At 59.1% G+C, this 24,488-nt stretch carries 27 protein-coding genes; 5 read left to right on the forward strand and 22 right to left on the reverse strand.

Going from position 1 to position 24,488, the window contains the following annotated elements:
• Positions 1-71 precede the first annotated feature (71 nt).
• On the reverse strand, positions 72-2,147 hold the full coding sequence (locus HBR93_RS03600) for a mechanosensitive ion channel domain-containing protein (protein WP_169959832.1): 2,076 nt from the start codon (positions 2,145-2,147) through the stop codon (positions 72-74).
• A gap of 226 nt (positions 2,148-2,373) precedes the next feature.
• Between HBR93_RS03600 and HBR93_RS03605 the strand changes: the two genes are divergently transcribed.
• From HBR93_RS03605 to HBR93_RS03615, 3 genes are read left to right on the forward strand one after another with little or no spacing between them, the layout of a single operon-like run.
• Positions 2,374-3,153 carry an endonuclease/exonuclease/phosphatase family protein gene (locus HBR93_RS03605; protein ID WP_169959833.1) on the forward strand — a complete coding sequence of 260 codons (780 nt, stop codon included), beginning with the start codon at positions 2,374-2,376 and terminating at the stop codon, positions 3,151-3,153.
• Positions 3,150-4,427: a cardiolipin synthase ClsB gene (gene clsB, locus HBR93_RS03610; RefSeq protein ID WP_169959834.1), complete on the forward strand. Its 1,278-nt coding sequence runs from the start codon at positions 3,150-3,152 to the stop codon at positions 4,425-4,427. Before HBR93_RS03605 ends, clsB begins: the two co-directional genes overlap by 4 nt.
• Positions 4,405-5,373 carry a lysylphosphatidylglycerol synthase domain-containing protein gene (locus HBR93_RS03615; RefSeq protein ID WP_057960757.1) on the forward strand — a complete coding sequence of 323 codons (969 nt, stop codon included), beginning with the start codon at positions 4,405-4,407 and terminating at the stop codon, positions 5,371-5,373. Before clsB ends, HBR93_RS03615 begins: the two co-directional genes overlap by 23 nt.
• Positions 5,374-5,382: 9 nt before the next feature.
• Here HBR93_RS03615 and HBR93_RS03620 read toward each other — a convergent pair whose 3' ends face one another.
• From HBR93_RS03620 to HBR93_RS03630, 3 genes are all read right to left on the reverse strand, one after another.
• Complete coding sequence (locus tag HBR93_RS03620) at positions 5,383-6,135, reverse strand: alpha/beta fold hydrolase (RefSeq protein ID WP_057960758.1); 753 nt, start codon at positions 6,133-6,135, stop codon at positions 5,383-5,385.
• A complete protein-coding gene (locus HBR93_RS03625) occupies positions 6,125-7,234 on the reverse strand; it encodes a DUF3182 family protein (RefSeq protein WP_169959835.1) in 1,110 nt (369 codons plus the stop codon). The genes HBR93_RS03620 and HBR93_RS03625 overlap by 11 nt, the downstream gene beginning before the upstream one ends.
• 494 nt (positions 7,235-7,728) lie before the next feature.
• On the reverse strand, positions 7,729-8,712 hold the full coding sequence (locus tag HBR93_RS03630) for a GlxA family transcriptional regulator (protein WP_169959836.1): 984 nt from the start codon (positions 8,710-8,712) through the stop codon (positions 7,729-7,731).
• Positions 8,713-8,808: 96 nt separating this feature from the next.
• Between HBR93_RS03630 and HBR93_RS03635 the strand changes: the two genes are divergently transcribed.
• A complete protein-coding gene (locus HBR93_RS03635; protein WP_169959837.1) occupies positions 8,809-9,357 on the forward strand; it encodes a cysteine hydrolase family protein in 549 nt (182 codons plus the stop codon).
• Between the two features lie 10 nt (positions 9,358-9,367).
• Here the strand turns inward: HBR93_RS03635 and tam are convergent, their stop codons facing one another.
• The 3 genes from tam to HBR93_RS03650 all read right to left on the reverse strand — a co-directional run bounded on the left by tam (position 9,368) and on the right by HBR93_RS03650 (position 12,214).
• Entirely contained in the window at positions 9,368-10,129 is a 762-nt protein-coding gene (gene tam, locus HBR93_RS03640; protein WP_169959838.1) for a trans-aconitate 2-methyltransferase, read from the reverse strand.
• 165 nt (positions 10,130-10,294) lie between these two features.
• Positions 10,295-10,810 (reverse strand): single-stranded DNA-binding protein, encoded by a 516-nt coding sequence (locus HBR93_RS03645; protein ID WP_017849542.1) that lies wholly within the window; start codon positions 10,808-10,810, stop codon positions 10,295-10,297.
• A 9-nt stretch (positions 10,811-10,819) separates the two neighbouring features.
• Positions 10,820-12,214, reverse strand: coding sequence for an MFS transporter (locus tag HBR93_RS03650; protein WP_057960763.1), 1,395 nt, complete (start codon positions 12,212-12,214; stop codon positions 10,820-10,822).
• Between the two features lie 180 nt (positions 12,215-12,394).
• Between HBR93_RS03650 and uvrA the strand changes: the two genes are divergently transcribed.
• Positions 12,395-15,229, forward strand: coding sequence for an excinuclease ABC subunit UvrA (uvrA, locus tag HBR93_RS03655; protein WP_029299403.1), 2,835 nt, complete (start codon positions 12,395-12,397; stop codon positions 15,227-15,229).
• A 67-nt stretch (positions 15,230-15,296) separates the two neighbouring features.
• Here uvrA and bfr read toward each other — a convergent pair whose 3' ends face one another.
• The 15 genes from bfr to rpsH all read right to left on the reverse strand — a co-directional run bounded on the left by bfr (position 15,297) and on the right by rpsH (position 24,488).
• Positions 15,297-15,761 carry a bacterioferritin gene (bfr, locus tag HBR93_RS03660; protein WP_029299402.1) on the reverse strand — a complete coding sequence of 155 codons (465 nt, stop codon included), beginning with the start codon at positions 15,759-15,761 and terminating at the stop codon, positions 15,297-15,299.
• Between the two features lie 155 nt (positions 15,762-15,916).
• Entirely contained in the window at positions 15,917-17,365 is a 1,449-nt protein-coding gene (locus HBR93_RS03665) for a catalase (RefSeq protein ID WP_169959839.1), read from the reverse strand.
• 228 nt (positions 17,366-17,593) lie between these two features.
• Positions 17,594-17,980 carry a 50S ribosomal protein L17 gene (gene rplQ / locus HBR93_RS03670; RefSeq protein WP_007918448.1) on the reverse strand — a complete coding sequence of 129 codons (387 nt, stop codon included), beginning with the start codon at positions 17,978-17,980 and terminating at the stop codon, positions 17,594-17,596.
• 41 nt (positions 17,981-18,021) lie between these two features.
• Positions 18,022-19,023, reverse strand: coding sequence for a DNA-directed RNA polymerase subunit alpha (gene rpoA, locus HBR93_RS03675; protein WP_003176403.1), 1,002 nt, complete (start codon positions 19,021-19,023; stop codon positions 18,022-18,024).
• A 22-nt stretch (positions 19,024-19,045) separates the two neighbouring features.
• Positions 19,046-19,666: a 30S ribosomal protein S4 gene (rpsD, locus tag HBR93_RS03680; RefSeq protein ID WP_003210056.1), complete on the reverse strand. Its 621-nt coding sequence runs from the start codon at positions 19,664-19,666 to the stop codon at positions 19,046-19,048.
• A gap of 18 nt (positions 19,667-19,684) precedes the next feature.
• The gene (gene rpsK, locus HBR93_RS03685) at positions 19,685-20,074 is read right to left on the reverse strand and encodes a 30S ribosomal protein S11 (protein WP_002555466.1); all 390 of its coding nucleotides are present in this window, start codon (positions 20,072-20,074) and stop codon (positions 19,685-19,687) included.
• Positions 20,075-20,104: 30 nt separating this feature from the next.
• Positions 20,105-20,461: a 30S ribosomal protein S13 gene (gene rpsM, locus HBR93_RS03690; RefSeq protein ID WP_024077676.1), complete on the reverse strand. Its 357-nt coding sequence runs from the start codon at positions 20,459-20,461 to the stop codon at positions 20,105-20,107.
• A 129-nt stretch (positions 20,462-20,590) separates the two neighbouring features.
• Positions 20,591-20,707, reverse strand: coding sequence for a 50S ribosomal protein L36 (gene rpmJ, locus HBR93_RS03695; RefSeq protein WP_002555468.1), 117 nt, complete (start codon positions 20,705-20,707; stop codon positions 20,591-20,593).
• Positions 20,708-20,735: 28 nt separating this feature from the next.
• Entirely contained in the window at positions 20,736-22,064 is a 1,329-nt protein-coding gene (secY, locus tag HBR93_RS03700) for a preprotein translocase subunit SecY (protein ID WP_038443739.1), read from the reverse strand.
• Positions 22,065-22,502 carry a 50S ribosomal protein L15 gene (gene rplO, locus HBR93_RS03705; RefSeq protein ID WP_003176407.1) on the reverse strand — a complete coding sequence of 146 codons (438 nt, stop codon included), beginning with the start codon at positions 22,500-22,502 and terminating at the stop codon, positions 22,065-22,067.
• A 3-nt stretch (positions 22,503-22,505) separates the two neighbouring features.
• On the reverse strand, positions 22,506-22,682 hold the full coding sequence (gene rpmD, locus HBR93_RS03710) for a 50S ribosomal protein L30 (RefSeq protein ID WP_003176408.1): 177 nt from the start codon (positions 22,680-22,682) through the stop codon (positions 22,506-22,508).
• A gap of 2 nt (positions 22,683-22,684) precedes the next feature.
• Positions 22,685-23,185 (reverse strand): 30S ribosomal protein S5, encoded by a 501-nt coding sequence (gene rpsE, locus HBR93_RS03715; RefSeq protein WP_003186035.1) that lies wholly within the window; start codon positions 23,183-23,185, stop codon positions 22,685-22,687.
• A 3-nt stretch (positions 23,186-23,188) separates the two neighbouring features.
• Entirely contained in the window at positions 23,189-23,539 is a 351-nt protein-coding gene (gene rplR / locus HBR93_RS03720) for a 50S ribosomal protein L18 (protein WP_003186037.1), read from the reverse strand.
• Positions 23,540-23,549: 10 nt separating this feature from the next.
• Positions 23,550-24,083, reverse strand: coding sequence for a 50S ribosomal protein L6 (rplF, locus tag HBR93_RS03725; protein ID WP_003176412.1), 534 nt, complete (start codon positions 24,081-24,083; stop codon positions 23,550-23,552).
• Between the two features lie 12 nt (positions 24,084-24,095).
• Positions 24,096-24,488 carry a 30S ribosomal protein S8 gene (rpsH, locus tag HBR93_RS03730; protein WP_017848802.1) on the reverse strand — a complete coding sequence of 131 codons (393 nt, stop codon included), beginning with the start codon at positions 24,486-24,488 and terminating at the stop codon, positions 24,096-24,098.

Consider the following 24,488-nt stretch of genomic DNA (forward strand, 5'->3'; position numbering starts at 1 on the left):
CGGTGACGCCATGCCGTAGGTGTTTGCCAGAATCGTTGCATTTTGCGGGTTTGTAGCGCAACCGTCACTTACTAAGTGGCTTTGGGCAGCGCGCCCTCCTCCTCAATCTGCGCCACACGCTGCGGCAAAAGCACCGGCTGTGGATAAGTTTGCGCGAAGTGTACCGCGGGGCAGTTATCCACAAGCTTTTTCAGACGCTGGTTGAAAGCGCGACTGACCGCGTACTGCCCACCGGACACCGTACGGAACTGCGCCGTCAGGACCACGCCATTGAGGTCCATCTTATCGACCCCAAACACTTCCAGCGGGCCTTGCAGGTTGTACTTGAGGAACACATCGTCGCGAATCGACTGCCCGGCTTCGCGGATCAGTTCCACGGCCTCGTCCACGTCGGTGTCATAGGTGAACTGCACCGAGAAGAACGCATAGGCAAATTGCCGCGACTGGTTGGTGACCGCCTTGATCTGGCCAAACGGCACCGAATGCACAAAGCCCTTGCCGTCGCGCAGGCGCAGGGTGCGGATGGTCAGGCCCTCCACCGTACCGGCGTGGCCGGAGTCGAGCACTACCCAGTCGCCGATGGACAAGGTGTCTTCGATGATGATGAACAACCCGGTGATCACATCCTGCACCAGTTGCTGGGAGCCAAAACCGATGGCCAGCCCGACCACTCCGGCACCGGCCAGCAGGGGCGCGACGTTGATCCCCAGGTTGGCCATGGTGGTGATGGCGCAAATCACCACCAGGATGATCTTCACCGCATTGCGCAACAGCGGCAGGATGGTCTTGACCCGCGTGCTCGGTTGGCGGCTGGAGCGTTTGCTGGCTGGTGGCTTCAGTGCTTCCTGGATAGCGGTGTCGAGCACCACCCAGAACAACCAGGTCATCAACAGGATCAGGCCGATGCTGCTCAGGGAGTCGCTGATCGCCCGGCCCACGGCGTTGCGTTGAGCAAACTCGAACAGCGACACGCCCCAGATGCGCCCGAGGATCTCGATAAACGCGATGGCCATCACCATGCGCAACAGTGCGTGCAGCAAGCTGAGGAAGCGTTCCTTGTAGGCACTGCTGCGCTGGATCGTCGCCGAGCTGCGGGACTTGAACAAATGCTGCAACACGGTGCTGAGAAACACTGTGCCAATCAGCAAAACAGTGGTGAACAGTGCGCAACGCAGGGCTTTCTGGCTGTCTTCACCAGCGCCGATCAGGTTGATCGCCGAGACCAGCACCATCAGCAGGATCGGCCAGAACCACAACCCGGAAAAAATCCGCAGCGACTCCTGCAACGCCGGCTGCTTCAAACGCTGGGCCAACGGCCGATTGCGGATCAGGTGCGCCACGGGCCGGCGGAGGCGCACCACCATCAGGCCAAAAATCACCGACGCCACCAAGCCGGTAAACACCGCGATGCTGCTGGTGATATTGCCGCCCAACTGGCGGGCGATCTGCGGGCTGGTCAGGGCATCGCTGAGGGCGGCCAGGAAGCCGATCAGAAACAGTGGCGCGGGGCAGTACTGACGAATTATGCGTACCGCTGGGCGCTTGTGTCCGACGTTGAACATGACGATTACGCACAGCAAAACGGAAGTGGAGAAAATACCGCTACTGGTGGCGTAGGCAAAACACAGCGCCAGCGCGCGGCCCACGGAAGCTTGCAGGAAATGACTAAAGTACAGAGTCAGCGGCAGGCAGATCAGCGCCGGAACCGTGTAGGGAATCACATAGCCCAATAACGCCTGGAGGCGCTGACGCGGCTGGATAAAGCGCTGTCGACTCAAGCGGGCGACCAACCAGCGTCCTGCCAGGGTCAGAAGGGCGAAGGCGCCGATCCACACGCCGGACAACATCAGGAAGTCCCTGGCCACGCTCCACGGCGAGCGTTCCGACGTCTGGTCGACCAGACGCCCTACCTCAGCGGCGGCCCGATCGGCCCGCAGGCGCCAGGCAGCCACCAGGTTCTGGTTGAGGTCGAGCTTTTCCTGGACGTCATCAATGCTGGAACTGATCGCCCCCAACAGGCCGCCCTCGACCAGCAGTTCCGGCTTGGCCGGTGCTTGCGGCTCGGGGGCGGGGTCGGCGGCCAATAGCGCGCCATTGCCACCCATCAGCAGCGCGCCGAGTAGCAGTGCAGTCTTAAAATTCAGCAAAACTCCGGGCTCCTTTCAGAAGGGTCTGTAAGGAACTGACGGATATATGCCGGGCAAGTTCGGTTTGGCTTGTAACCAATCCTGCGCAGTGGGCCATGAAAATCCTGCGCAGCGCCGTTCACGCCATGGATGTGCCGTTTGTAGGACCGTCGAAACTTTCCTTCGAACACCACAGTCAGCCATTAACGAACGGAGGCCACTGCCTCGCCAACCCACGGGAGCCACCATGGCTGTGATTCCAGAATGGGTGCCTGTCACGCCCAGCGCTGCCATCACCCGCTTCAAGGTGCTGACGGTCAATACTCATAAGGGCTTCACTGCCCTCAATCGACGCTTCATCCTGCCGGAATTGCGCGAGGCGGTGCGCGGCGTGGCTGCCGATGTGGTGTTCCTGCAGGAGGTGCATGGCACCCATGAGCACCACCCGCGGCGCTACAGCAACTGGCCAAGCATGCCGCAGTACGAGTTTCTCGCCGACAGTATCTGGCCGCAGTTCGCCTACGGGCGCAACGCGGTGTACCCCCATGGCGACCACGGCAATGCATTGCTGTCGAAATTCCAGATCATTCGCTATGACAACCTCGACATCTCCCAGAGCGGTCACGAAAGCCGCGGGCTGTTGCATTGTGTGTTGCGCCTGCCCGGCACCGGCCGGGAGGTGCATGCCATTTGCGTACACCTGGGGCTGCGCGAGGTTCACCGCCAACAGCAGCTGAAACTGCTGGCGCAGCGGGTCGCCGAGATCCCCCGCGAAGCACCGTTGATCGTCGCCGGCGACTTCAATGACTGGCGTCAGCAGGCCGACCTGAGCCACAGCGGCCTGCAGGAAGTGTTCGTGCAAGCCCACGGCAAACCGGCCCGTACGTTTCCGGCGCGCCTGCCACTGCTGGCACTGGACCGCATTTATGTGCGCAACCTCAAGGTCCATCAGCCGCAAGTGCTGACAACTCGCCCCTGGTCGCACCTGTCGGATCACGCGCCGCTGTCGGTGGAGATTGAGTTATGAACGGCGCCGTGGAACACATCGCCACCGATCAGCCACCAGATGACACCAGGGCCAGGGATCTGGACTACGCCTGGCAGCCCGGCAACCAAGTGGAGTTGCTGGAAAACGGTGAGGCGTACTTCCCCAAGGTGTTCGAGGCCCTGCGCCAGGCCCGCCAGGAAATCCTCCTGGAGACCTTTATTCTGTTCGAGGACAAGGTCGGTCATGAACTGCACGGGATTCTGATCGAGGCCGCGCAGCGTGGGGTGAAGGTGGTGGTCAGCCTTGATGGTTTTGGCTGTGGCGAACTGAGCCCGGGGTTTCTCGGCGAACTGGCCCAGGCCGGGGTCACGGTGCAGATGTTTGACCCGGCGCCCAAGACCCTGGGGTTTCGCACCAACTGGTTTCGCCGCTTGCACCGCAAGATCGTGGTGGTAGATGCCACGGTGGGGTTTATCGGCGGGATCAATTTTTCCGCCGACCACCTGGCGGACTTCGGGCCCGAGGCCAAGCAGGATTATGCGGTGCAGGTGATCGGGCCGGCCGTGGCCGACTTGCATCACTTTGCCCTGGCACAAAGCGGGCGCCCGGTGCGTACGCGGCGTGGCTGGCGACGTCAGCAACGGCCTGCCTGGGCTACAGAGGAAGGTGATGGCCTGGTACGCCTGATCTACCGCGACAACCTGCAACACCGCTCCGATATCGAAGAAGCCTACCTGCACGCCCTGCACCACGCCCGCCAGCGCGTGGTGATCGCCAATGCCTATTTCTTCCCCGGTTATCGTCTGCTGCGCGAACTGCGCAATGCCGCGCGGCGTGGGGTGCAGGTGCAACTGATCATGCAGGGCCAGCCCGATGTGCTGCTGGCCAAGCTGGCGGCTCGCATGCTCTACGACTACCTGCTCAAGGAAGGCGTGGTGATCCACGAATATTGCCAGCGCCCGTTGCACGGCAAGGTAGCCCTGGTGGACGAAGCCTGGAGCACCGTGGGCTCGAGCAACCTCGACCCGTTGAGCCTGTCGTTGAACCTGGAAGCCAACGTGCTGATTCATGACCGGGGGTTCAATCAACAGTTGTTCGAGCGCCTGGAAGACTTGAGCCGCAACCACTGCAAGACCATGCCGGAAAACCGTACCCCACGCGGCTGGTTATGGCGGGTGACCGTGGGGTTTGTGGTGTTCCATGTGCTGCGGCATTTCCCGGCCTGGACCGGCTGGTTGCCTGCCCATAAACCGCGCTTGAAACCCTTTGTCCATGACCGGAGCCAGGACCATGAGCCAAGCCCACACGGCTGATGCCAGCCCCCGCGGTTTCAAGCGCTGGAAGAAACCGCTGACCATCGCGTTCTTTCTGCTGCTGATCGTGCTCTTCACCCTGCTCGCCCGGCGTATCGACTGGAGCGAGGTGTTCGACACCCTCGGCGACTTCAAGCTGCGCACCTTGTGGATCGCCGCCGGGCTGACCCTGTGCAGTTTCCTGGTGTATGCGTGCTTTGACCTGATCGGCCGCACCTACATCCGCCAGCCCTTGCGCTGGAAACAGATCCTGCCGGTGGGCATCATCAGCTATGCGTTCAACCTCAACCTCAGCGCCTGGGTCGGCGGGATTGCCATGCGCTATCGGCTGTATTCGCGGCTGGGGGTGAGCAACGGCAATATCGCCAAAATCCTCGGCTTGAGCTTGGCCACCAATTGGTTTGGCTATATGGCCCTGGCCGGCGTGGTGTTCAGCAGCGGCCTGGTGACGATGCCGCCGGGCTGGAAGCTCAGTAGTGGCGCGCTGCAAGGGGTTGGCGTGTTGCTGATCGTTGCGAGCCTCGGCTATCTGGCTGCGTGTCAGTTCTCGAAGAAGCGCGCCTGGTCGATTCGCGGGATCGAGATCAACCTGCCGTCGCTGCGCATGGCGTGTCTGCAACTGGCGCTCGGCGCGTTGAACTGGTCGCTGATGGCGGCCGTGATTTTCACCTTGCTGCCGGCGAAGCTGGACTACCCGCTGGTGCTGGGGGTGTTGCTGATTAGCGCGATCGCCGGGGTGCTGACGCATATTCCGGCCGGCCTTGGCGTGCTGGAAGCGGTGTTTATCGCGCTGCTGCAACATGAAGCGTCGCGGGGCAGCCTGCTCGCCGGGTTGATTGCCTACCGGGCGATCTATTTTATTTTGCCGCTGCTGGTAGCGCTGCTGATGTACCTCACGGTGGAGGCGAAGGCCAAGGCCTTGCGGGTGAAGAAAACACCCGCGTGAAACCCGTCATCAGGATTGGATAATACTCAAGCGCTCGCCCACCACCATCTCGGTGATCCAGTCCACCAGGATCGAGGTGTAGGCCTGCTGGGACACCGGGTCGCTCAAGGAGTGATCGCCACCGTCGATGATCCGGTGGGTCAGCGAATGGGTCTGCTGGCACGCAGCCCGGTAGCTCATGATGGTGGCGTGGGGCACGTGGTCATCGGTTTCCGATTCGACAATCAACACATCACCGGTAAACGCCGCACACGCATGCAATGCGCGATTGCTCTGGGCGTGTACCAGGGTGCTGCGGTAATCCATCAAGTCGACTTTATCCAGGTCGCGCTTGGGCGTGTGCCATTCCTGGTCGCGGTACAGCGCAGGTACCCGCAGCGCCAGCCAGCGCACCGGGCGCAATGACGTGAGGATCGCCGCCAGGTAGCCGCCATAACTGGTGCCCACCACCGCTACCGCCGAGGTGTCGATGGCCGGGTGCGCCAGCAATCGATCATAGGCCGCCAGCAAGTCCCGCAGGTTGTCTTCGCGGGTGACCCGCGACAAGGGGATGCCGTTGCCCGCGTGCCCGCGCAGATCAAAGGTCAGGCACACGCAGCCCAGGCCGGCGATACCTTTGGCCCGTTCCAGGTCCCGTTCCTGGCTACCGCCCCAGCCATGCACAAACAACACACCTGGCACTTTTGATTTGGGGCTGAGGAAGGTCCCGCTCATCTGTTCGTCGTCGATATCAATGGTGATGGTTTCGCTTCTAGCCGTCATAAGGTTGGACCGTTACGTACTTGAGAAGAAAGTCGCCTTGCTCTGCCGGGCCGCGATAGATCTCGATCGCATGGGCGGGCAGTGGCTGGTCGATATAGGTCTCCACGGACGACACACGAATCGCGCGCAGGCCGGGATCATTGATAAAACTCTGCAGCGCCGCGACCTCGGCGCTACTGGCACCGCCCATGCGCCAGGACTGCTCCAGCACCCCGCTGCGGCGCGTGCCTTGGCTGTCCAGGCCCTGGGCGATATCGTAATTGCGCCGCGAGGCATAAAACCCAGGATAGGCTTCATCAGCGGCGTTATCGAACACTTGTGCCTGCTCGATGGCCAGGCGCACGTCATCGTCCAGCGCCAGGGCCAGCAACGCGTCGTAATACCCCGGCACCACCAGCAGGTTGGAGCCGCCATAGACCGCTTCGCCCTGCCCGTCTTGGGTCAGGTATTGCTCGCCGCAGTAACTGAATACACGACCGCCAATAAAGCTCTGGCCGACACTGTGGGTGACGACCTCCTGTAAATCCTGCTCCAGTACTACGCCTTGAGCGAACAGCTCTGGCATGTCCGGGCGGGCGAGGATCAGCTCCAATTGCTTGAGGCTTTCGATCACCTCCTGACCACGACCGGCACAGGCATGCACCGGCTTCAGGCGAATCGTCCCACTGTCCAGCAACTGTGTGGCGGCGATGCGGGCATCCTCCATGGCAAACACGCTCAAGCCATCGAGGACCACCCCGCGTACCCGCTCGGCAAACAGCGGCGACCAGCCCTCGGGGGCCACTGCATCAGGGGCGTGCAGGCCATGGGTGATGGCTTTGGTGCAGATAAAATCGTGGTCCACATAACCGCCCCACAAGTCCTCCGGCCCCTTCACGCCCAGGCTCAGTGCCTGGGCCGCGCCTATCAGGGTCTGGGTTGGCAGCAGGTAAAGATCGGCGGGGGAATGCAGGTCGGCGCTGTAGCTGGCGCCGTAGTCGAGCCCGAGGATCTGCGCCAGCCAACGGGCCAGGGCGCGGTTGGTTTCCACTTCGTGCAACGGTGCATCGGGCCGGACCGAGTGCGCCACCACGGCTTTTTTGCGGTTGGTCGGGGTCATGCGTCCCCCTTGGGCAAGGCTTGCAGGTGTGTAGTGCAAGGGTTGCAGGGATCAGGCCAAGGCGCAGTCGTGGCAAAGGGTTGGCGGATCAAGTGGTTAGGGGGCAGCAGTAGCATTTGGCCTGCATCATTCTGCACGACGGGCCGAGGAGGGTCCGGCGTTCTGCACGATCCAGGGCGCGGGGCGATTAAAAATATGGGCTTGTCCGCGATAGCGGTCTATCAGTGAGTGCCTCTCTGACTGGTCCACCGCTATCGCGGGCAAGCCCTAATGCCAGTCAGCTAAGCGCAGATCCCCTGTGGGAGCGGGCTTGCTCGCGAAAGCAGTGGGTCAGTCAACATCAATGTTGGCTGGGCCGACGTCTTCGCGGCGATGCGGCGATCCGACAAGCCCGCTCCCACATTTGATCCTCACTGCTTTGAGCATTGCGTTCGCTTAACTGATCGGCATTAGGGCAAGCCCGCTCACACATAGGGGGTTGGCGTGTTCGGGATTCAGGTCGGGGCCCTGACGCCGAATCGGTTGCGGTAATCACTGGGCGCAAGGCCGGTGATTTTTTTGAAGATCCCGCGAAAGGCGCTGGGGTCCTGATAGCCCACAGTCCAGGCAATCTGATCAATGGTGGTAGTGGTGAACTCCAGCATCTGTCGCGCCTTGCCCACCCGCAGGTGCTGACAGTACTCGGTGGGTTTCAGGCCGGTGGCAGTGCGAAACCGGCGCAGGAAAGTGCGCTCTTCCAGGCCGGCGGCCTGAGCCATCGCCGCGAGGGAGACATCCACCGCGCCACTGGCCTGTAACGCGTGCTGGACCTTGAGAATGGCCGCGTCGCCATGGCCGAGGATCGGCGCAAAATTGCTGCCGCACTGGCTGGCGCTGTCACTGTGCTCAATCACCAGAAAGCGCGCGGTGTCGGCGGCGATGCTCGGACCCATGAGGCGGTCGACCAGGCGTAGGCCCAGTTCGGACCAGGCCATCAGCCCGGCAGTGGTAATCAGGTCGCCATCGTCGACGATAGGCTTGTCGGCCTCCAGGCGCACCGCAGGAAAACGACTGGCGAAGGCGCTGGCCGAAGACCAGTGGGCAGTGGCGCTACGCCCATCGAGCAAGCCGCTGCGCGCCAGCATGATCGAACCGATGCACACACCTCCCAGCACGGTGCCTGCCGCATGTTGCTGGCGCAGCCAGTGCAACAGCGCGGGCGGCGCTTGTTCTTCGCAAAATTCGCCAATCGACGGCGGCACCAGCACGGCCATCAACGGTTGATCGGGGCCCGGCTGGCCGTCAAATGCCCGAACCGGCGTACCCTCTGCATTAACCTGCCAGTGGCTGACACGCAGCAAGGGTAGCTGCTGGCTCTGATGCTCGGCGGCGATACGATTGGCGACGCCGAACAGGTCGGTCAAACCGTGTACTGCAGCCATCTGCGCGCCACGGTAGATCAGCACGCCGAGCTCGACGATCGCGCGTTCCACAGCCATTGTCAGTTTTCCCCCTGTTATTGTCGGTAGAGCCAATCCCCGCGCCATGCGCCAGCTACGATACTGGGCGCATCAACCCCTCACGAGAAAACACACATGGCCAAGCAAGCACTTATCCTAATTGATATCCAGAACGACTACTTCCCCCAAGGCAAGTGGCCATTAGCCGGTGTGGAAGCGGCGGCCGACAAGGCGCAACAGGTGCTCCACGCATTTCGTCAGGCCGGCGATGCAGTGATCCACGTGCGCCATGAGTTCACCTCGGCAGATGCGCCCTTCTTCACCCCAGGCTCTGAAGGCGCCCATATACATGCCAAGGTGCAGAACGAAAACGACGAGCCGGTGGTGCTCAAGCACTTCGTAAACGCTTTTCGCCAAACCAACCTGCGCGAGTTGCTCGAACAACACAGCATCACCGACCTGGTGGTCGTCGGTAGCATGAGCCACATGTGCATCGACGCCGTGGTTCGCGCAGCGGCGGACTATGGCTACAACGTGACGGTGGTCCACGACGCCTGTGCTACCCGCGATCAGGAATTCAATGGCAAGACCGTTCCGGCGGCGCAGGTGCATGATGCCTACATGGCGTCACTGGCATTTGCCTACGCCAGCGTGGTGTCGGCGGACGAGTTCCTGAAGGCCTGAAGGCTGACTGTCAGCGTGTCGCGAGGACGAACAGCCGTGGAAATGGCAGCAACACCGTGCCATCGGCCAGGGCCGGGTAAGCCTCGCGGATACGCGCCAGATAGACGTCGAGAAAAGCACCTTGCTCGGCCTCATCCAGCGGCGCCAGAAATGGCCGCAGGCCCGTGCCCTTGAACCATTCCACCACCGCCTCATGGCCGCTGAGCGGATGGTAATAGGTGGTGTGCCATACATCGACGGTGCTGCAATGCTTGTTCAGCATCTCGTAGTAATCACGTGCCCCGTGGCGCTCGTTGTGCTTGACCGCACCGATCTTGTCCGCCCACGGCCCTTGCGCTGCCACTTCACGGGCCAGGCGGTGGGCGGGCTCGTTGAGGTTGTCCGGGGTTTGCACCGCCAGCGTCCCGCCCGGCGTCAATTGCGCCACCAGGTGCGGATAGAGGGTGGCGTGGTCCGGTACCCACTGCAGCGAGGCGTTGGCGAGGATCACATCAAACTGTTGCGCTGGCTTCCAGGCGCCGATATCGGCCAATTCAAAGTTGAGTGCCGGCAACCGCTCACGGGCGCTGACCAGCATGTCCTGCGAGCTGTCCAAGCCAGTAATCGTCGCCTGGGGGAAACGCTGGGCCAACACCTCGGTGGAGTTGCCGGGGCCACACCCCAGGTCGACTGCAGTTCGTACGTCGCCTGCGGGAATGGCGGCAACCAGATCCCGGACGGGACGGGTGCGCTGTTGTTCAAACATCGAATACTGCCGGGCAGACCAGGTCATCGGGGCTTCCTTCTTGGGTAAGGGAGTGCGCTACAGCCTAAATCTTGTGACGCCTAGGGACAAATGCCAGAGCCGGGGAGTTTCCCTACCTAAAAACAAGAAACCCCCGAGGCAAATGCCAGCGGGGGTTCCTGGTGTTACGGGATAGTCCGGGCCAAGGTGGCCTTAGAACGGAATATCATCATCAAAACTGTCGAAGTCAGCGGCTGGCTGTGGTGCCGCCTGCTGTGGCGCTGGACGCGACTCACGCTGTGGCTGCTGGCTTGGCTGCGGACGGGACTGCTGTGGACGCGGTGCCGAGTTGGACATGCCGCCCTGGCCCTGTTGGTCGCCCTGTGGACGGCCGCCCAGCAGTTGCATGGTGCCTTGCATGTCGACCACGATTTCTGTGGTGTAACGCTTGATGCCGTCTTTTTCCCACTCGCGGGTCTGCAGTTTGCCTTCGATGTAGACCTGCGAACCCTTGCGCAGGTATTCACCGGCGATCTCTGCAACCTTGCCGAACATCGACACACGGTGCCATTCGGTTTTCTCGACCTTCTGGCCGGTCTGCTTGTCGGTCCACTGTTCGCTGGTCGCCAGACTCAGGTTGGTCACGGCGTTACCGTTAGGCAAGTAGCGAACTTCGGGATCCTGGCCGCATGTACCGACCAATATGACTTTGTTAACCCCACGGGCCATAACGTTCTCCTAGGCTGGGCGCGCTGTCGGCACTGGGTTGACCAGTTGCTCGAGCGTCGCGCGATCCAATAGTTCGGTGTCCAATTTGATGTAAATGGCCGCTTCTTCCGCGACCACGACTGCATCTGTTACCCCTACGACGGCCTTCAGGCGCTCTACCAGACCGCTTTCACGGATCGCCTCGGGCGATAGCGGCAAACGCAGACTTGTGACGTAGGGAGGTTCGCGCATGGTAACAGCAAAGACCAGCCAAAGTGCAGCCAGCCCGGCGCATCCGAGGAACACAACCGACAAACCGCCATGCTGGAACATCCAGCCGCCCATGATGCCGCCCAGCGCCGAACCGAGGAACTGGCTGGTGGAATACACCCCCATTGCCGTGCCTTTGCCGCCTGCCGGTGACACTTTACTGATCAGCGAAGGCAGTGACGCCTCCAGCAGGTTGAACGCGGTGAAAAACACCACCGTGCCGATTACCAGTGCCCGTAGGCTGTCGCCGAACTGCCAGAAGAATAGTTCAGTGAGCATCAATGTCGCGACGGCGCCGAGCAAAACTCGTTTCATTTTGCGTTTCTTCTCGCCATAGATGATGAACGGGATCATGGCGAAGAACGAAATCAGCAATGCGGTCAGGTACACCCACCAGTGCTCCTCCTTGGGCAACCCGGCCTTTTCCACCAGCGCCAGGGGCAAGGCGACGAAGCTGCACATCAACATCGCGTGCAATACGAAGATACCTAAATCCAGGCGCAGCAGATCCGGGTGCTTGAGGGTCGGTAGCAGCGCCTGCTTCGCCACGCCCGATTCACGGTGCTGCAGCGGCCCGGTGGAGCGCGGCACCATAAAGGCCACGATCACGATACCCAACAGGGCCATGCCGCCAGTGGCCAGGAACAGGCCGTGCAAGCCAAAGGCGCGGGTCAGCAAGGGGCCCACCACCATGGCAACGGCAAACGACAGGCCGATGGTCATGCCGATCATGGCCATGGCCTTGGTGCGATGTTGTTCGCGGGTCAGGTCCGACAGCAGCGCCATCACCGCCGCAGAAATCGCCCCGGCGCCCTGCAGGATACGTCCGGCGATCACGCCCCAGATCGAATCGGCATTGGCCGCCAGCACACTGCCGAGGGCAAAGATGATCAGCCCCAGGTAGATCACCGGTCGGCGGCCAATGCGGTCGGAAATGATCCCGAACGGAATCTGGAAAATCGCCTGGGTCAGGCCATAGGCGCCAATCGCCAGGCCGATCAGGGCCGGGGTCGCGCCTGCGAGGTCCATGCCATAGGTCGCCAGTACCGGCAACACCATAAACATGCCCAGCATACGGAAGGCGAACACCAGGGCCAGACCGCTTGCTGCTCGGGTCTCGCCGCTACTCATGCGTTCGCTGTGGGGATCGTGCATGGAAAAACCTCGTGTGAACCGGCGGCGATTCTACCAGTCCCATCGTTTGAGAGGGTATATGCGGCGCTTTGCCGCGCAGCTTTCATGTAAGGCTGAAATGGGCAAACTGACAGTGTATATTCATCCAGTCTTTAACCGTATACTCCTGCATTATTTATACGCCCGCCGTGCGAGGCCATCTTGGACAAGATCCTGATTCGTGGGGCTAGAACCCACAACCTGAAGAACATCGACCTGACCCTGCCCCGGGACAAACTGATTGTCATCACCGGCTTGTCCGGGTCCGGCAAATCATCGCTGGCGTTCGACACGCTGTATGCCGAAGGCCAGCGTCGTTATGTGGAGTCGCTGTCGGCCTATGCCCGGCAGTTCCTGTCGATGATGGAAAAGCCTGATGTCGACACCATCGAAGGCCTGTCGCCAGCCATTTCCATCGAACAGAAGTCGACCTCCCACAACCCGCGTTCCACCGTGGGCACCATTACCGAAATCTACGATTACCTGCGCTTGCTGTATGCACGCGTCGGTATTCCGCGCTGCCCGGATCACGATATCCCGCTGGAAGCCCAGACCGTCAGCCAGATGGTCGACCTGGTGCTGGCCCAGCCGGAAGGCGCCAAGCTGATGCTGCTGGCGCCGGTGATTCGTGAGCGCAAGGGCGAGCACCTGTCGGTCTTCGAAGAGCTGCGCGCCCAGGGCTTTGTCCGCGCCCGGATCAACGGCAAGCTGTATGAGCTGGATGAAGCGCCGAAGCTGGATAAACAGAAGAAGCACACCATTGATGTGGTGGTCGACCGTTTCAAGGTGCGTGCCGATTTGCAGCAACGCCTGGCGGAGTCGTTCGAGACCGCGCTGAAGCTGGCAGACGGTATTGCCCTGGTGGCGCCGATGGACGACGAGCCGGGCGAAGAAATCATCTTCTCCGCGCGCTTCGCCTGCCCGATCTGCGGCCACGCCATCAGTGAGCTGGAACCCAAGCTGTTCTCCTTCAACAACCCGGCTGGCGCCTGCCCGACCTGTGATGGGCTGGGGGTCAAGCAGTTCTTCGATATCAAGCGCCTGGTCAATGGCGACCTGACGCTGGCGGAGGGCGCGATACGTGGTTGGGACCGGCGCAATGTGTACTACTTCCAGATGCTCGGGTCGTTGGCTGCCCACTATAAATTCAGCCTGGAAGTGCCTTTCAACGAGCTGCCGGCCGAGCAACAAAAAGTCATCCTGCACGGCAGCGGCTCGCAGAACGTCGACTTCAAGTACCTGAATGATCGTGGCGACATCGTCAAGCGCTCCCACCCGTTCGAAGGCATCGTGCCTAACCTGGAACGGCGCTACCGGGAAACCGAGTCAGCCAGTGTGCGCGAGGAGCTGGCCAAGTTCCTCAGCACCCAGCCCTGCCCGGATTGCCGCGGCACCCGTTTGCGTCGCGAGGCCCGCCACGTCTGGGTCGGCGAGAAAACCCTGCCGGCAGTGACCAACCTGCCCATCGGCGATGCCTGCGAATACTTCGGCGTATTGAAGTTGACCGGGCGACGCGGCGAAATTGCCGACAAGATCCTCAAGGAAATCCGCGAGCGTCTGCAGTTCCTGGTCAATGTGGGGTTGGATTACCTGTCCCTGGATCGCAGTGCCGACACCCTGTCTGGCGGCGAGGCACAGCGCATACGCCTGGCCAGCCAGATCGGCGCCGGCCTGGTGGGCGTGCTGTACATTCTCGACGAGCCGTCCATCGGCCTGCACCAGCGTGACAACGATCGTCTGCTGGGCACGCTCAAGCACCTGCGGGACATCGGCAACACGGTGATCGTGGTCGAACACGATGAGGATGCCATTCGCCTGGCGGACTATGTGGTCGATATCGGCCCTGGTGCCGGCGTGCATGGCGGCCATATTGTGGCCCAGGGCACTCCCGCGGAAGTCATGGCCCATCCGGACTCATTGACAGGGAAATACCTGTCTGGCCGGGTAAAAATCGAAGTGCCGGCCAAACGTACGCCACGCAACAAAAAACAGGCGCTGCACCTCAAGGGCGCGCGCGGCAACAACCTGCGCAATGTCGACCTGGAAATCCCCCTGGGCCTGCTGACCTGCGTGACCGGTGTATCCGGCTCTGGCAAGTCGACGCTGATCAACAACACGCTGTTCCCCCTCAGTGCCACGGCACTGAACGGTGCCACCACCCTGGAAGCTGCCGCCCATGACAGCATCAAGGGCCTGGAGCTGCTGGATAAAGTGGTGGATATCGACCAGAGCCCGATCGGTCGCACGCCCCGCTCCAACCCTGCAACCTATACCGGGCTGTTCACGCCGATTCGCGAACTGTTCGCCGGTGTGCCGGAGTCCCGCTCGCGGGGTTATGGGCCAGGGCGCTTCTCCTTCAACGTCAAGGGCGGGCGCTGCGAGGCGTGCCAGGGCGATGGCCTGATCAAGGTCGAGATGCACTTCCTCCCGGACATCTACGTGCCGTGCGATGTGTGCAAGAGCAAGCGTTACAACCGCGAAACCCTGGAGATCAAGTACAAGGGCAAGAACATCCATGAAACCCTCGAGATGACCATCGAGGAGGCGCGGGTGTTCTTTGACGCAGTGCCGGCCCTGGCACGCAAACTCCAGACCCTGATGGACGTGGGCTTGTCGTATATCAAGCTAGGGCAGTCGGCGACTACGCTGTCCGGTGGTGAGGCGCAGCGGGTGAAGCTGTCTCGCGAGCTGTCCAAGCGCGATACCGGCAAGACCTTGTATATCCTCGATGAGCCGACCACCGGCTTGCACTTTGCGGATATTCAGCAGTTGCTCGACGTGCTGCACCGCCTGCGCGACCACGGCAACACGGTAGTCGTGATCGAGCACAACCTGGATGTAATCAAGACGGCCGACTGGCTGGTGGACCTGGGGCCGGAAGGCGGCTCCAAGGGTGGGCAGATTATTGCGGTGGGTACGCCGGAGCAGGTTTCCGAGATGCCGCAGTCCCACACTGGCTACTATCTGAAGCCGTTGCTGGCGCGCGACCGGGCCTGAGTTTTCGGGCCCAACAAAAAGCCCCTGTCACCGCTACGGTGACAGGGGCTTTTTTATGCCGGAGAAATCAGAACTGCGATTGCAGGTAGTTTTCCAGACCGATCAACTTGATCAGACCCAGCTGCTTTTCCAGCCAGTAGGTGTGATCTTCTTCAGTGTCGTTCAACTGTACGCGCAGGATTTCCCGGGTCACGTAGTCGTTGTGCTTCTCGCAAAGCTCGATGCCTTTGCACAGCGCAGCGCGGACCTTGTATTCCAGGCGCAAGTCGCTGGCGAGCATCTCAGGCACGGTGGTACCGGTATCCAGGTCGTCAGGACGCATACGCGGCGTGCCTTCGAGCATCAGGATACGGCGCATCAGCGCGTCGGCGTGCTGTGCCTCTTCTTCCATTTCGTGATTGATACGCTCGTAGAGCTCGGTAAAGCCCCAGTCTTCGTACATCCGCGAGTGAATGAAATATTGGTCACGAGCTGCCAGTTCGCCCGTCAGCAACGTGTTGAGGTAATCGATTACGTCGGGGTGACCTTGCATCGCCCTACATCTCCCTGCTTGAAAGGCCCTAGTTTGAACCATGCTGACCTGCAGGTCACGAGACGAACGGCAGAAAAGTGAAGATTTTCAGAGAAAAGTAGCTGAAATAACGCAAAAACCGCCCAAATGAGGGCGGTTCTGCTTATCACTTAGAGTCAGTTAAGCGATACACCCAGCGCTGTTGCGATTCCTTCTCCATAATCGGGATCAGCTTTGAAGAAGTGCTGCAGTTGACGCTGAACCACATCACTGGAAACCCCGGCCATCGCGCCGGCGATGTTGTTAATCAACAGCGCTTTTTGCTCAGCGTTCATCAGGCGGAACAGCGCACCGGCATGGCTGTAGTAATCAGTGTCTTCGCGGTGGTCGTAACGATCGGCCGCACCACTGAGCGCCAAGGCTGGTTCTGCGTACTGCGGTGCCTGTTTTGGCGCATCGGCGTAACTGTTTGGCTCGTAGTTGGGAGCCGCACCGCCGTTGGTGCCGAACGCCATGGACCCGTCACGCTGATAGGTGTTGACCGGACTGCGTGGAGCATTCACTGGCAGGTGCTGATGGTTAGTGCCGATACGGTAGCGGTGCGCATCGGCGTAAGCGAATACACGGCCCTGCAGCATGCGATCCGGCGACAAACCGACGCCTGGCACCATGTTGCTTGGGCCGAACGCGGCCTGCTCCACTTCGGCGAAGTAGTTCTGCGGGTTGCGGTTCAACTCCAGCTCACCTACTTCAATCAACGGGAACTCTTTCTGCGACCAGGTTTTGGTTACGTCGAAGGGGTTCTCGTAGTGAGCGCTGGCCTGGGCCTCAGTCATGATCTGGATGCACACACGCCATTTAGGGAAGTCACCACGCTCAATGGCCCCAAACAGATCGCGCTGGGCGTAATCCGGATCGGTACCGGCCAGACGCGCTGCATCGGCAGGCGCCAGGTTCTTGATACCTTGCTTGGTCTTGTAGTGCCACTTCACCCAATGACGCTCGCCATTGGCGTTGATCAAGCTGTAGGTGTGGCTACCAAAGCCGTGCATATGACGGTAGCCGTCAGGGATGCCACGGTCCGAAAACAGGATGGTGACCTGGTGCAGCGCCTCAGGCGAGTGCGACCAGAAGTCCCACATCATCTGTGCACTTTTCAGGTTGCTTTGCGGCAGGCGCTTTTGAGTGTGGATAAAGTCGGGGAACTTCAGCGGGTCACGGATAAAGAACACCGGGGTGTTGTTACCAACGATGTCCCAGTTGCCTTCTTCGGTGTAGAACTTCAGCGCGAAGCCACGTGGGTCGCGCTCGGTGTCTGCCGAGCCGCGCTCACCACCTACGGTAGAGAAGCGCAGAAAGGTCGGAGTCTGCTTGCCGACAGCTTCAAACAGTTTGGCACTGGTGTATTGGGTGATGTCTTTGGTAACCGTGAAGGTCCCATACGCCCCCGAGCCTTTGGCGTGTACGCGGCGCTCTGGGATGTTTTCACGGTTGAAGTGGGCAAGCTTCTCGATCAGGTGAAAGTCGTCGAGCAGCAGCGGGCCACGCGGGCCGGCGGAACGGGAATTCTGGTTATCCGCAACGGGAGCACCGCTGGCGGTTGTAAGGGTTTTATTCTGGCTCATGCTCAATCTCCTCAGGTCAGTCTTGGAACTGCCGGCTAATCGGCTTGGAGGCAGTATTGACCAGGAAGATGACACCTTCAAATGTATTAAATCATGCTACTCAATAGATTTTTACTAACACCCAATCGATCGGCATAGCCAAAGGGCAATGAGTGAACATCACGTTGCTTTTCAATCGCCCACAAAAAACCGGGCACTAGGCCCGGTTTTTCGTAGCAGACTGTCGTCTTACTCGGCGGATACAGCTTCGCCAGCAGTAGCACGATCAACCAACTCGACGTACGCCATAGGCGCGTTGTCGCCAGTGCGGAAACCGCACTTGAGGATGCGCAGGTAGCCACCCTCACGGGTAGCATAACGCTTGCCCAGGTCGTTGAAGAGCTTACCAACGATAGCTTTCGAACGAGTACGGTCGAAAGCCAGACGGCGGTTAGCCAGGCTGTCTGTCTTGGCCAAAGTGATCAGCGGCTCAGCAACGCGACGCAGTTCTTTGGCTTTCGGCAGTGTAGTTTTAATCAGCTCGTGCTCGAACAGCGACACCGCCATGTTTTGAAACATGGCCTTGCGGTGCGAGCTGGTACGGCTCAGGTGACGACCACTTTTACGATGACGCATGGTTCATTCCTTACCAAACTCACGTTCGGTGATTACGACGATCAGGCAGTCGCCTTGTCGTCCTTCTTAAGACTTGCAGGCGGCCAGTTGTCGAGGCGCATGCCGAGGGACAGACCGCGGGAGGCCAGAACGTCCTTGATTTCAGTCAAGGATTTCTTGCCCAGGTTCGGAGTCTTCAACAGTTCTACTTCGGTACGCTGAATCAGGTCACCGATGTAGTAAATGTTTTCCGCCTTAAGGCAGTTAGCCGAACGTACAGTCAGTTCCAGATCGTCAACCGGGCGAAGCAGGATCGGATCGATCTCGTCTTCCTGCTCGATTACCACTGGTTCGCTGTCACCTTTGAGGTCGACGAACGCAGCCAACTGCTGTTGCAGAATGGTTGCAGCGCGGCGAATAGCCTCTTCAGGATCCAGAGTACCGTTGGTTTCCAGATCAATAACCAGCTTGTCCAGGTTAGTACGCTGCTCGACACGGGCGTTTTCCACCACGTATGCGATACGGCGAACCGGGCTGAACGAAGAGTCAAGCTGCAAGCGACCAATGCTGCGGCTTTCGTCTTCATCGCTCTGACGCGAGTCGGCCGGTTCATAACCACGACCACGAGCTACGGTGAGCTTCATGTTCAAAGCGCCGTTAGACGCCAGGTTAGCGATTACGTGATCGGGGTTAACGATCTCGACATCATGATCCAGCTGAATATCGGCAGCGGTAACCACCCCCGAACCCTTCTTCGACAAGGTCAGCGTAACTTCGTCACGGCCGTGCAGCTTGATAGCCAGACCTTTAAGGTTCAACAGGATTTCAATTACGTCTTCCTGTACACCTTCGATGGCGCTGTACTCGTGGAGCACACCGTCAATCTCGGCCTCGACTACTGCACAGCCGGGCATTGAGGACAACAGGATGCGGCGCAGCGCGTTGCCCAGGGTGTGGCCAAAACCACGCTCGAGAGGCTCGAGAGTGATCTTGGCGCGGGTTGGACTGACAACCTGCACATCAATGTGGCGGGGTGTCAGGAACTCATTTACCGAAATCTGCATGGATGCACCTATTTTCTAGCCCTTACTTGGAGTAGAGCTCGACAATCAGGCTTTCGTTGATGTCGGCGGACAGATCACTGCGAGCAGGAACGTTCTTGAAAACGCCCGACTTCTTCTCAGTGTCTACTTCTACCCATTCTACGCGGCCACGTTGGGCACACAGATCGAGAGCTTGGACAATGCGAAGTTGGTTTTTTGCTTTCTCGCGAATCGCGACCACGTCACCAGCACGAACCTGGTAGGACGGAACGTTAACGGTTTGGCCGTTTACGCTGACGGATTTGTGCGATACCAGCTGACGGGATTCGGCACGAGTCGAACCAAAGCCCATACGGTATACAACGTTGTCCAGACGGCATTCGAGCAGTTGCAGCAGGTTTTCACCGGTTGCACCTTTCTTGCCAGCAGCTTCTTTGTAGTAGCCGCTGAACTGACGCTCGAGAACGCCGTAGATACGACGGACCTTCTGCTTTTCACGCAGTTGGGTGCCGTAATCGGACTGGCGACCGCGGCGTTGGCCGTGGATACCAGGTGCTGCTTCAATGTTGCACTTCGATTCGATCGCGCGCACGCCGCTCTTCAGGAAGAGATCGGTGCCTTCGCGACGAGCGAGTTTGCATTTTGGACCAATGTAACGAGCCATTCTTTACAATCTCCTGGATTACACGCGGCGCTTCTTCGGCGGACGGCACCCGTTGTGCGGGATTGGCGTCACGTCGGTGATGCTGGCGATCTTATAGCCACAGCCGTTCAAAGCACGGACAGCAGACTCACGACCTGGACCTGGACCCTTGACGTTAACGTCGAGGTTTTTCAGGCCATATTCCAGCGCAGCTTGACCAGCACGTTCAGCAGCTACTTGAGCAGCAAACGGGGTGGACTTGCGGGAACCGCGGAAACCCGAACCACCGGAGGTAGCCCAAGAAAGCGCGTTACCTTGACGGTCGGTGATGGTCACGATGGTGTTGTTAAAAGATGCATGGATGTGGGCGATGCCATCAACCACTGTCTTTTTAACTTTTTTACGAGGACGAGCAGCAGGTTTTGCCATGATAATTTTCCTGTCGATTCGCTGGGGCGATTACTTGCGGATCGGCTTACGCGGACCTTTACGGGTACGCGCGTTAGTCTTGGTACGCTGACCGCGCACTGGAAGACCACGACGATGACGCAGACCGCGATAGCAACCGAGGTCCATCAAACGCTTGATTTTCATGTTGATTTCGCGACGCAGGTCACCTTCAGTGGTGAACTTCGCCACTTCGCCACGCAGCAATTCAATCTGCTCGTCGCTCAGATCCTTGATCTTAGCGGCTGGGTTTACCCCAGCAACTGCGCAAATTTTCTGCGCAGTAGTGCGACCAACACCATAGATGTAGGTCAGCGAGATAACAGTGTGCTTGTTATCTGGAATGTTAACGCCTGCAATACGGGCCATTCAGTGGGACTCCAATTGACAGCTACCTACGCCCCGGAAGCCAAGAAATAGGGCGCGAGATAATATCGCTGTAATAACAAATAATCAACCCGGCAGCGCACTAGCTGCCGGGCTTCAAGCGGATCACACTCAGCCTTGGCGCTGTTTGTGACGCGGTTCCGCGCTGCAAATTACTCGAACAACACCTTCGCGGCGAATAATCTTGCAGTTACGGCACAGCTTTTTCACCGATGCACGAACTTTCATCACCAACTCCTCGAACCTTATGGGGTACTCAGCGCAACATGCCGCTGCCGTAGCCCTTCAGGTTGGCTTTCTTCATCAGGGATTCGTACTGGTGCGAAACGAGGTGCGATTGTACTTGGGACATGAAGTCCATCACAACCACGACCACGATCAGCAACGAGGTCCCGCCAAGGTAGAACGGAACGTTTGCTGCAACCACCAGGAACTGGGGCAACAAGCACACGGCCGTCATATATAGAGCACCGAACAGGGTCAAACGGGTCAGAACGCCATCAATGTAGCGCGCCGACTGCTCGCCTGGACGAATACCCGGAATAAAGGCACCGGACTTCTTCAGGTTTTCCGCTACGTCTTTCGGATTGAACATCAACGCCGTATAGAAGAAGCAGAAGAAAATAATCCCTGCACTAAACAGCAGAATATTCAACGGCTGACCAGGAGCGATCGACTGCGAGATGTCCTGCAACCAGCCCATACCTTCAGACTGACCAAACCAGGCACCCAGCGAAGCCGGGAACAGCAAAATGCTGCTCGCGAAGATAGCAGGAATAACACCGGCCATATTCACTTTCAGCGGCAAGTGGCTGGTCTGCGCAGCGAAGACCTTACGGCCCTGCTGACGCTTGGCGTAGTGAACAGCAATACGACGCTGGCCACGCTCAATGAACACCACAAAACCGATAATCGCTACTGCCAGCAAACCGATGGCAACCAAGGCGAAGATATTGATATCACCCTGACGTGCAGACTCGAAAGACTGCCCGATTGCCCTCGGAAGACCGGCGACGATACCTGCGAAAATCAACATCGAGATACCGTTGCCAACACCACGCTCAGTAATCTGCTCACCCAGCCACATCATGAACATCGCACCAGCCACAAATGTGGTTACCGCGACGAAATGGAAGCCAAAGTCACCAGTGAACGCTACGCCCTGCCCTGCCAGACCAATGGACATGCCAATAGCCTGGACAAGAGCAAGAGCGACAGTGAGGTAGCGGGTGTACTGGCTTATCTTGCGACGACCAGCTTCACCTTCCTTCTTCAACTGCTCCAGCTGCGGGCTGACGGCGCTCATCAACTGCATGATGATCGATGCCGAAATGTACGGCATGATCCCCAGTGCAAAGATGCTCATCCGCTCCAGCGCGCCGCCGGAAAACATGTTGAACAAGCTAAGAATGGTCCCCTCATTCTGTCGAAACAGGTCTGCGAGTCGGTCCGGGTTGATACCTGGAACCGGGATGTGTGCGCCTATTCGGTAGACGATAATCGCCAGGAACAGAAAACGCAGACGAGCCCAAAGTTCAGACATACCGCCTTTGCCGAGCGCTGAGAGAGCACCTTGCTTAGCCATTTATTCCTCGAACTTGCCGCCAGCTGCTTCGATAGCCGAACGCGCACCTTTGGTGGCGCCGATTCCCTTGCCGATAGTGACAGCGCGAGTCACTTCACCGGACAGCATGATTTTCACACGCTGTACGTTGACGTTGATCACGTTGGCATCTTTCAGGGTCTGCACGGTAACGATGTCGCCTTCCACTTTAGCCAGCTCGGACAGACGCACTTCTGCGCGGTCCATGGCCTTCAGGGAAACGAAACCGAACTTCGGCAGGCGACGATGCAGCGGCTGTTGACCGCCTTCAAAGCCTGGAGCGATGGTGCCACCGGAGCGGGAGGTTTGACCTTTGTGGCCACGGCCACCAGTCTTACCCAAACCGCTACCGATACCACGGCCCGGACGATGCTTTTCGCGACGGGAACCCGGCGCTGGACTCAGATCATTGAGTTTCATCGATTAACCCTCGACACGCAGCATGTAGTAAGCCTTGTTGATCATCCCGCGATTCTCGGGAGTATCCTGGACTTCTACAGTGTGACCGATGCGACGCAGACCCAAACCCTTAACGCACAATTTGTGGTTAGGGATGCGGCCGGTCATGCTTTTGATCAGCGTTACTTTAACGGTAGCCATGATCAGAAGATCTCCTTGACGCTTTTGCCACGCTTGGCGGCAATGGATTCAGGAGATTGCATAGCTTTCAAACCTTTGAAAGTGGCGTGAACCACGTTTACCGGGTTAGTCGAGCCGTAGCACTTGGCCAGAACGTTCTGAACACCAGCAACCTCGAGGACAGCACGCATAGCGCCGCCAGCGATGATACCGGTACCTTCAGAAGCAGGCTGCATGTACACCTTCGAAGCGCCGTGAGCGGACTTCATTGCGTACTGCAGAGTGGTGCCGTTCAGGTCAACTTGGATCATGTTGCGACGAGCAGCTTCCATTGCCTTCTGGATCGCAGCAGGCACTTCACGCGACTTGCCACGGCCGAAGCCAACACGGCCCTTACCATCACCAACCACGGTCAACGCGGTGAAGGTGAAGATACGGCCGCCTTTAACGGTTTTGGCTACGCGGTTAACTTGAACCAGCTTCTCAATGTAGCCTTCGTCGCGCTTTTGGTCGTTATTTGACATAACTTAGAACTCCAGCCCAGCTTCACGAGCAGCATCAGCCAGCGCTTTAACGCGGCCGTGGTACTTGAAGCCAGAGCGGTCGAAAGCCACTTGCGAGACGCCAGCGGCCTTAGCACGCGTAGCGACCAGCTGGCCAACCTTAGTGGCCGCGTCGATGTTGCCAGTGGCACCATCACGCAGTTCTTTATCCAAAGTCGAGGCGCTTGCCAGGACTTTGTTGCCGTCGGCCGAGATGACCTGGGCGTAGATGTGCTGCGACGAGCGGAACACGCAGAGACGCACGACTTCGAGTTCGTGCATTTTCAGGCGTGCTTTGCGAGCGCGACGCAGTCGAGTAACTTTTTTGTCGGTCATTTGCTATGCCCTACTTCTTCTTGGCTTCTTTACGACGGACGACTTCGTCCGCGTAGCGCACACCTTTGCCTTTGTACGGCTCTGGTGGACGGAAGTCGCGGATCTCGGCAGCCACTTGACCTACCAGCTGCTTGTCGATGCCCTTGATCAGGATATCGGTCTGGCTAGGAGTTTCAGCGGTGATGCCTTCCGGCAGTTCGTAATCCACTGGGTGCGAGAAGCCAAGGGCCAGGTTCAAAACCGTGCCTTTTGCTTGCGCTTTGTAACCAACACCGACCAGCTGGAGCTTACGCTCGAAGCCTTGGCTTACGCCTTGGACCATGTTGTTTACCAACGCACGCGTGGTACCGGCCATTGCGCGAGTTTGTTGATCGCCATTGCGAGCAGCGAAACGCAGCTCACCAGCTTCTTCAACGATCTCAACGGACGAATGGATGTTCAGTTCAAGAGTACCCTTGGCACCCTTCACCGAAAGCTGTTGGCCTGCGAATTTTACTTCGACACCGGCTGGCAGCTTAACGGGGTTCTTAGCGACGCGAGACATGCTTATCCCCCCTTAGAACACAGTGCAAAGAACTTCGCCGCCGACACCGGCAGCGCGCGCAGCACGATCCGTCATCACACCTTTGTTGGTGGAGACGATAGACACGCCAAGACCGCCACGAACTTTCGGCAGATCTTCAACGGACTTGTACTGACGCAGGCCTGGACGGCTAACGCGCTTCACTTCCTCGATGACCGGACGGCCTTCGAAGTACTTCAGCTCGATGGACAGCAGTGGCTTGATTTCGCTGCTGATCTGATAACCCGCAATGTAGCCTTCGTCTTTCAGGACTTTGGCAACAGCTACCTTCAACGTGGAAGATGGCATGCTTACGACGGACTTTTCAGCCATCTGGGCATTACGGATACGAGTTAGCATGTCCGCTAACGGGTCCTGCATACTCAT

Source organism: Pseudomonas sp. WS 5411 (assembly GCF_012985595.1).
Lineage (GTDB): Bacteria > Pseudomonadota > Gammaproteobacteria > Pseudomonadales > Pseudomonadaceae > Aquipseudomonas > Aquipseudomonas shahriarae.

Coding starts and splice junctions, on each gene's coding strand:
- rpsD (WP_003210056.1), bottom strand. CDS start 19,666: ATGGCTCGTTACATTGGTCCAAAATGCAAACTCGCTCGTCGCGAAGGC.
- HBR93_RS03625 (WP_169959835.1), bottom strand. CDS start 7,234: ATGACCCCGACCAACCGCAAAAAAGCCGTGGTGGCGCACTCGGTCCGG.
- clsB (WP_169959834.1), top strand. CDS start 3,150: ATGAACGGCGCCGTGGAACACATCGCCACCGATCAGCCACCAGATGAC.
- rplF (WP_003176412.1), bottom strand. CDS start 24,083: ATGTCTCGCGTCGCTAAGAACCCCGTTAAGCTGCCAGCCGGTGTCGAA.
- HBR93_RS03645 (WP_017849542.1), bottom strand. CDS start 10,810: ATGGCCCGTGGGGTTAACAAAGTCATATTGGTCGGTACATGCGGCCAG.
- HBR93_RS03620 (WP_057960758.1), bottom strand. CDS start 6,135: ATGACGGCTAGAAGCGAAACCATCACCATTGATATCGACGACGAACAG.
- rplQ (WP_007918448.1), bottom strand. CDS start 17,980: ATGCGTCATCGTAAAAGTGGTCGTCACCTGAGCCGTACCAGCTCGCAC.
- bfr (WP_029299402.1), bottom strand. CDS start 15,761: ATGCAAGGTCACCCCGACGTAATCGATTACCTCAACACGTTGCTGACG.
- tam (WP_169959838.1), bottom strand. CDS start 10,129: ATGACCTGGTCTGCCCGGCAGTATTCGATGTTTGAACAACAGCGCACC.
- HBR93_RS03630 (WP_169959836.1), bottom strand. CDS start 8,712: ATGGCTGTGGAACGCGCGATCGTCGAGCTCGGCGTGCTGATCTACCGT.
- rpmD (WP_003176408.1), bottom strand. CDS start 22,682: ATGGCTACCGTTAAAGTAACGCTGATCAAAAGCATGACCGGCCGCATC.
- rpsH (WP_017848802.1), bottom strand. CDS start 24,488: ATGAGTATGCAGGACCCGTTAGCGGACATGCTAACTCGTATCCGTAAT.
- rpmJ (WP_002555468.1), bottom strand. CDS start 20,707: ATGAAAGTTCGTGCATCGGTGAAAAAGCTGTGCCGTAACTGCAAGATT.
- rpsE (WP_003186035.1), bottom strand. CDS start 23,185: ATGTCAAATAACGACCAAAAGCGCGACGAAGGCTACATTGAGAAGCTG.
- HBR93_RS03605 (WP_169959833.1), top strand. CDS start 2,374: ATGGCTGTGATTCCAGAATGGGTGCCTGTCACGCCCAGCGCTGCCATC.
- rpsK (WP_002555466.1), bottom strand. CDS start 20,074: ATGGCAAAACCTGCTGCTCGTCCTCGTAAAAAAGTTAAAAAGACAGTG.
- rplO (WP_003176407.1), bottom strand. CDS start 22,502: ATGAAACTCAATGATCTGAGTCCAGCGCCGGGTTCCCGTCGCGAAAAG.
- secY (WP_038443739.1), bottom strand. CDS start 22,064: ATGGCTAAGCAAGGTGCTCTCTCAGCGCTCGGCAAAGGCGGTATGTCT.
- rpoA (WP_003176403.1), bottom strand. CDS start 19,023: ATGCAGATTTCGGTAAATGAGTTCCTGACACCCCGCCACATTGATGTG.
- HBR93_RS03650 (WP_057960763.1), bottom strand. CDS start 12,214: ATGCACGATCCCCACAGCGAACGCATGAGTAGCGGCGAGACCCGAGCA.
- HBR93_RS03635 (WP_169959837.1), top strand. CDS start 8,809: ATGGCCAAGCAAGCACTTATCCTAATTGATATCCAGAACGACTACTTC.
- rplR (WP_003186037.1), bottom strand. CDS start 23,539: ATGACCGACAAAAAAGTTACTCGACTGCGTCGCGCTCGCAAAGCACGC.
- HBR93_RS03665 (WP_169959839.1), bottom strand. CDS start 17,365: ATGAGCCAGAATAAAACCCTTACAACCGCCAGCGGTGCTCCCGTTGCG.
- HBR93_RS03615 (WP_057960757.1), top strand. CDS start 4,405: ATGAGCCAAGCCCACACGGCTGATGCCAGCCCCCGCGGTTTCAAGCGC.
- rpsM (WP_024077676.1), bottom strand. CDS start 20,461: ATGGCCCGTATTGCAGGCGTTAACATTCCAGATAACAAGCACACTGTT.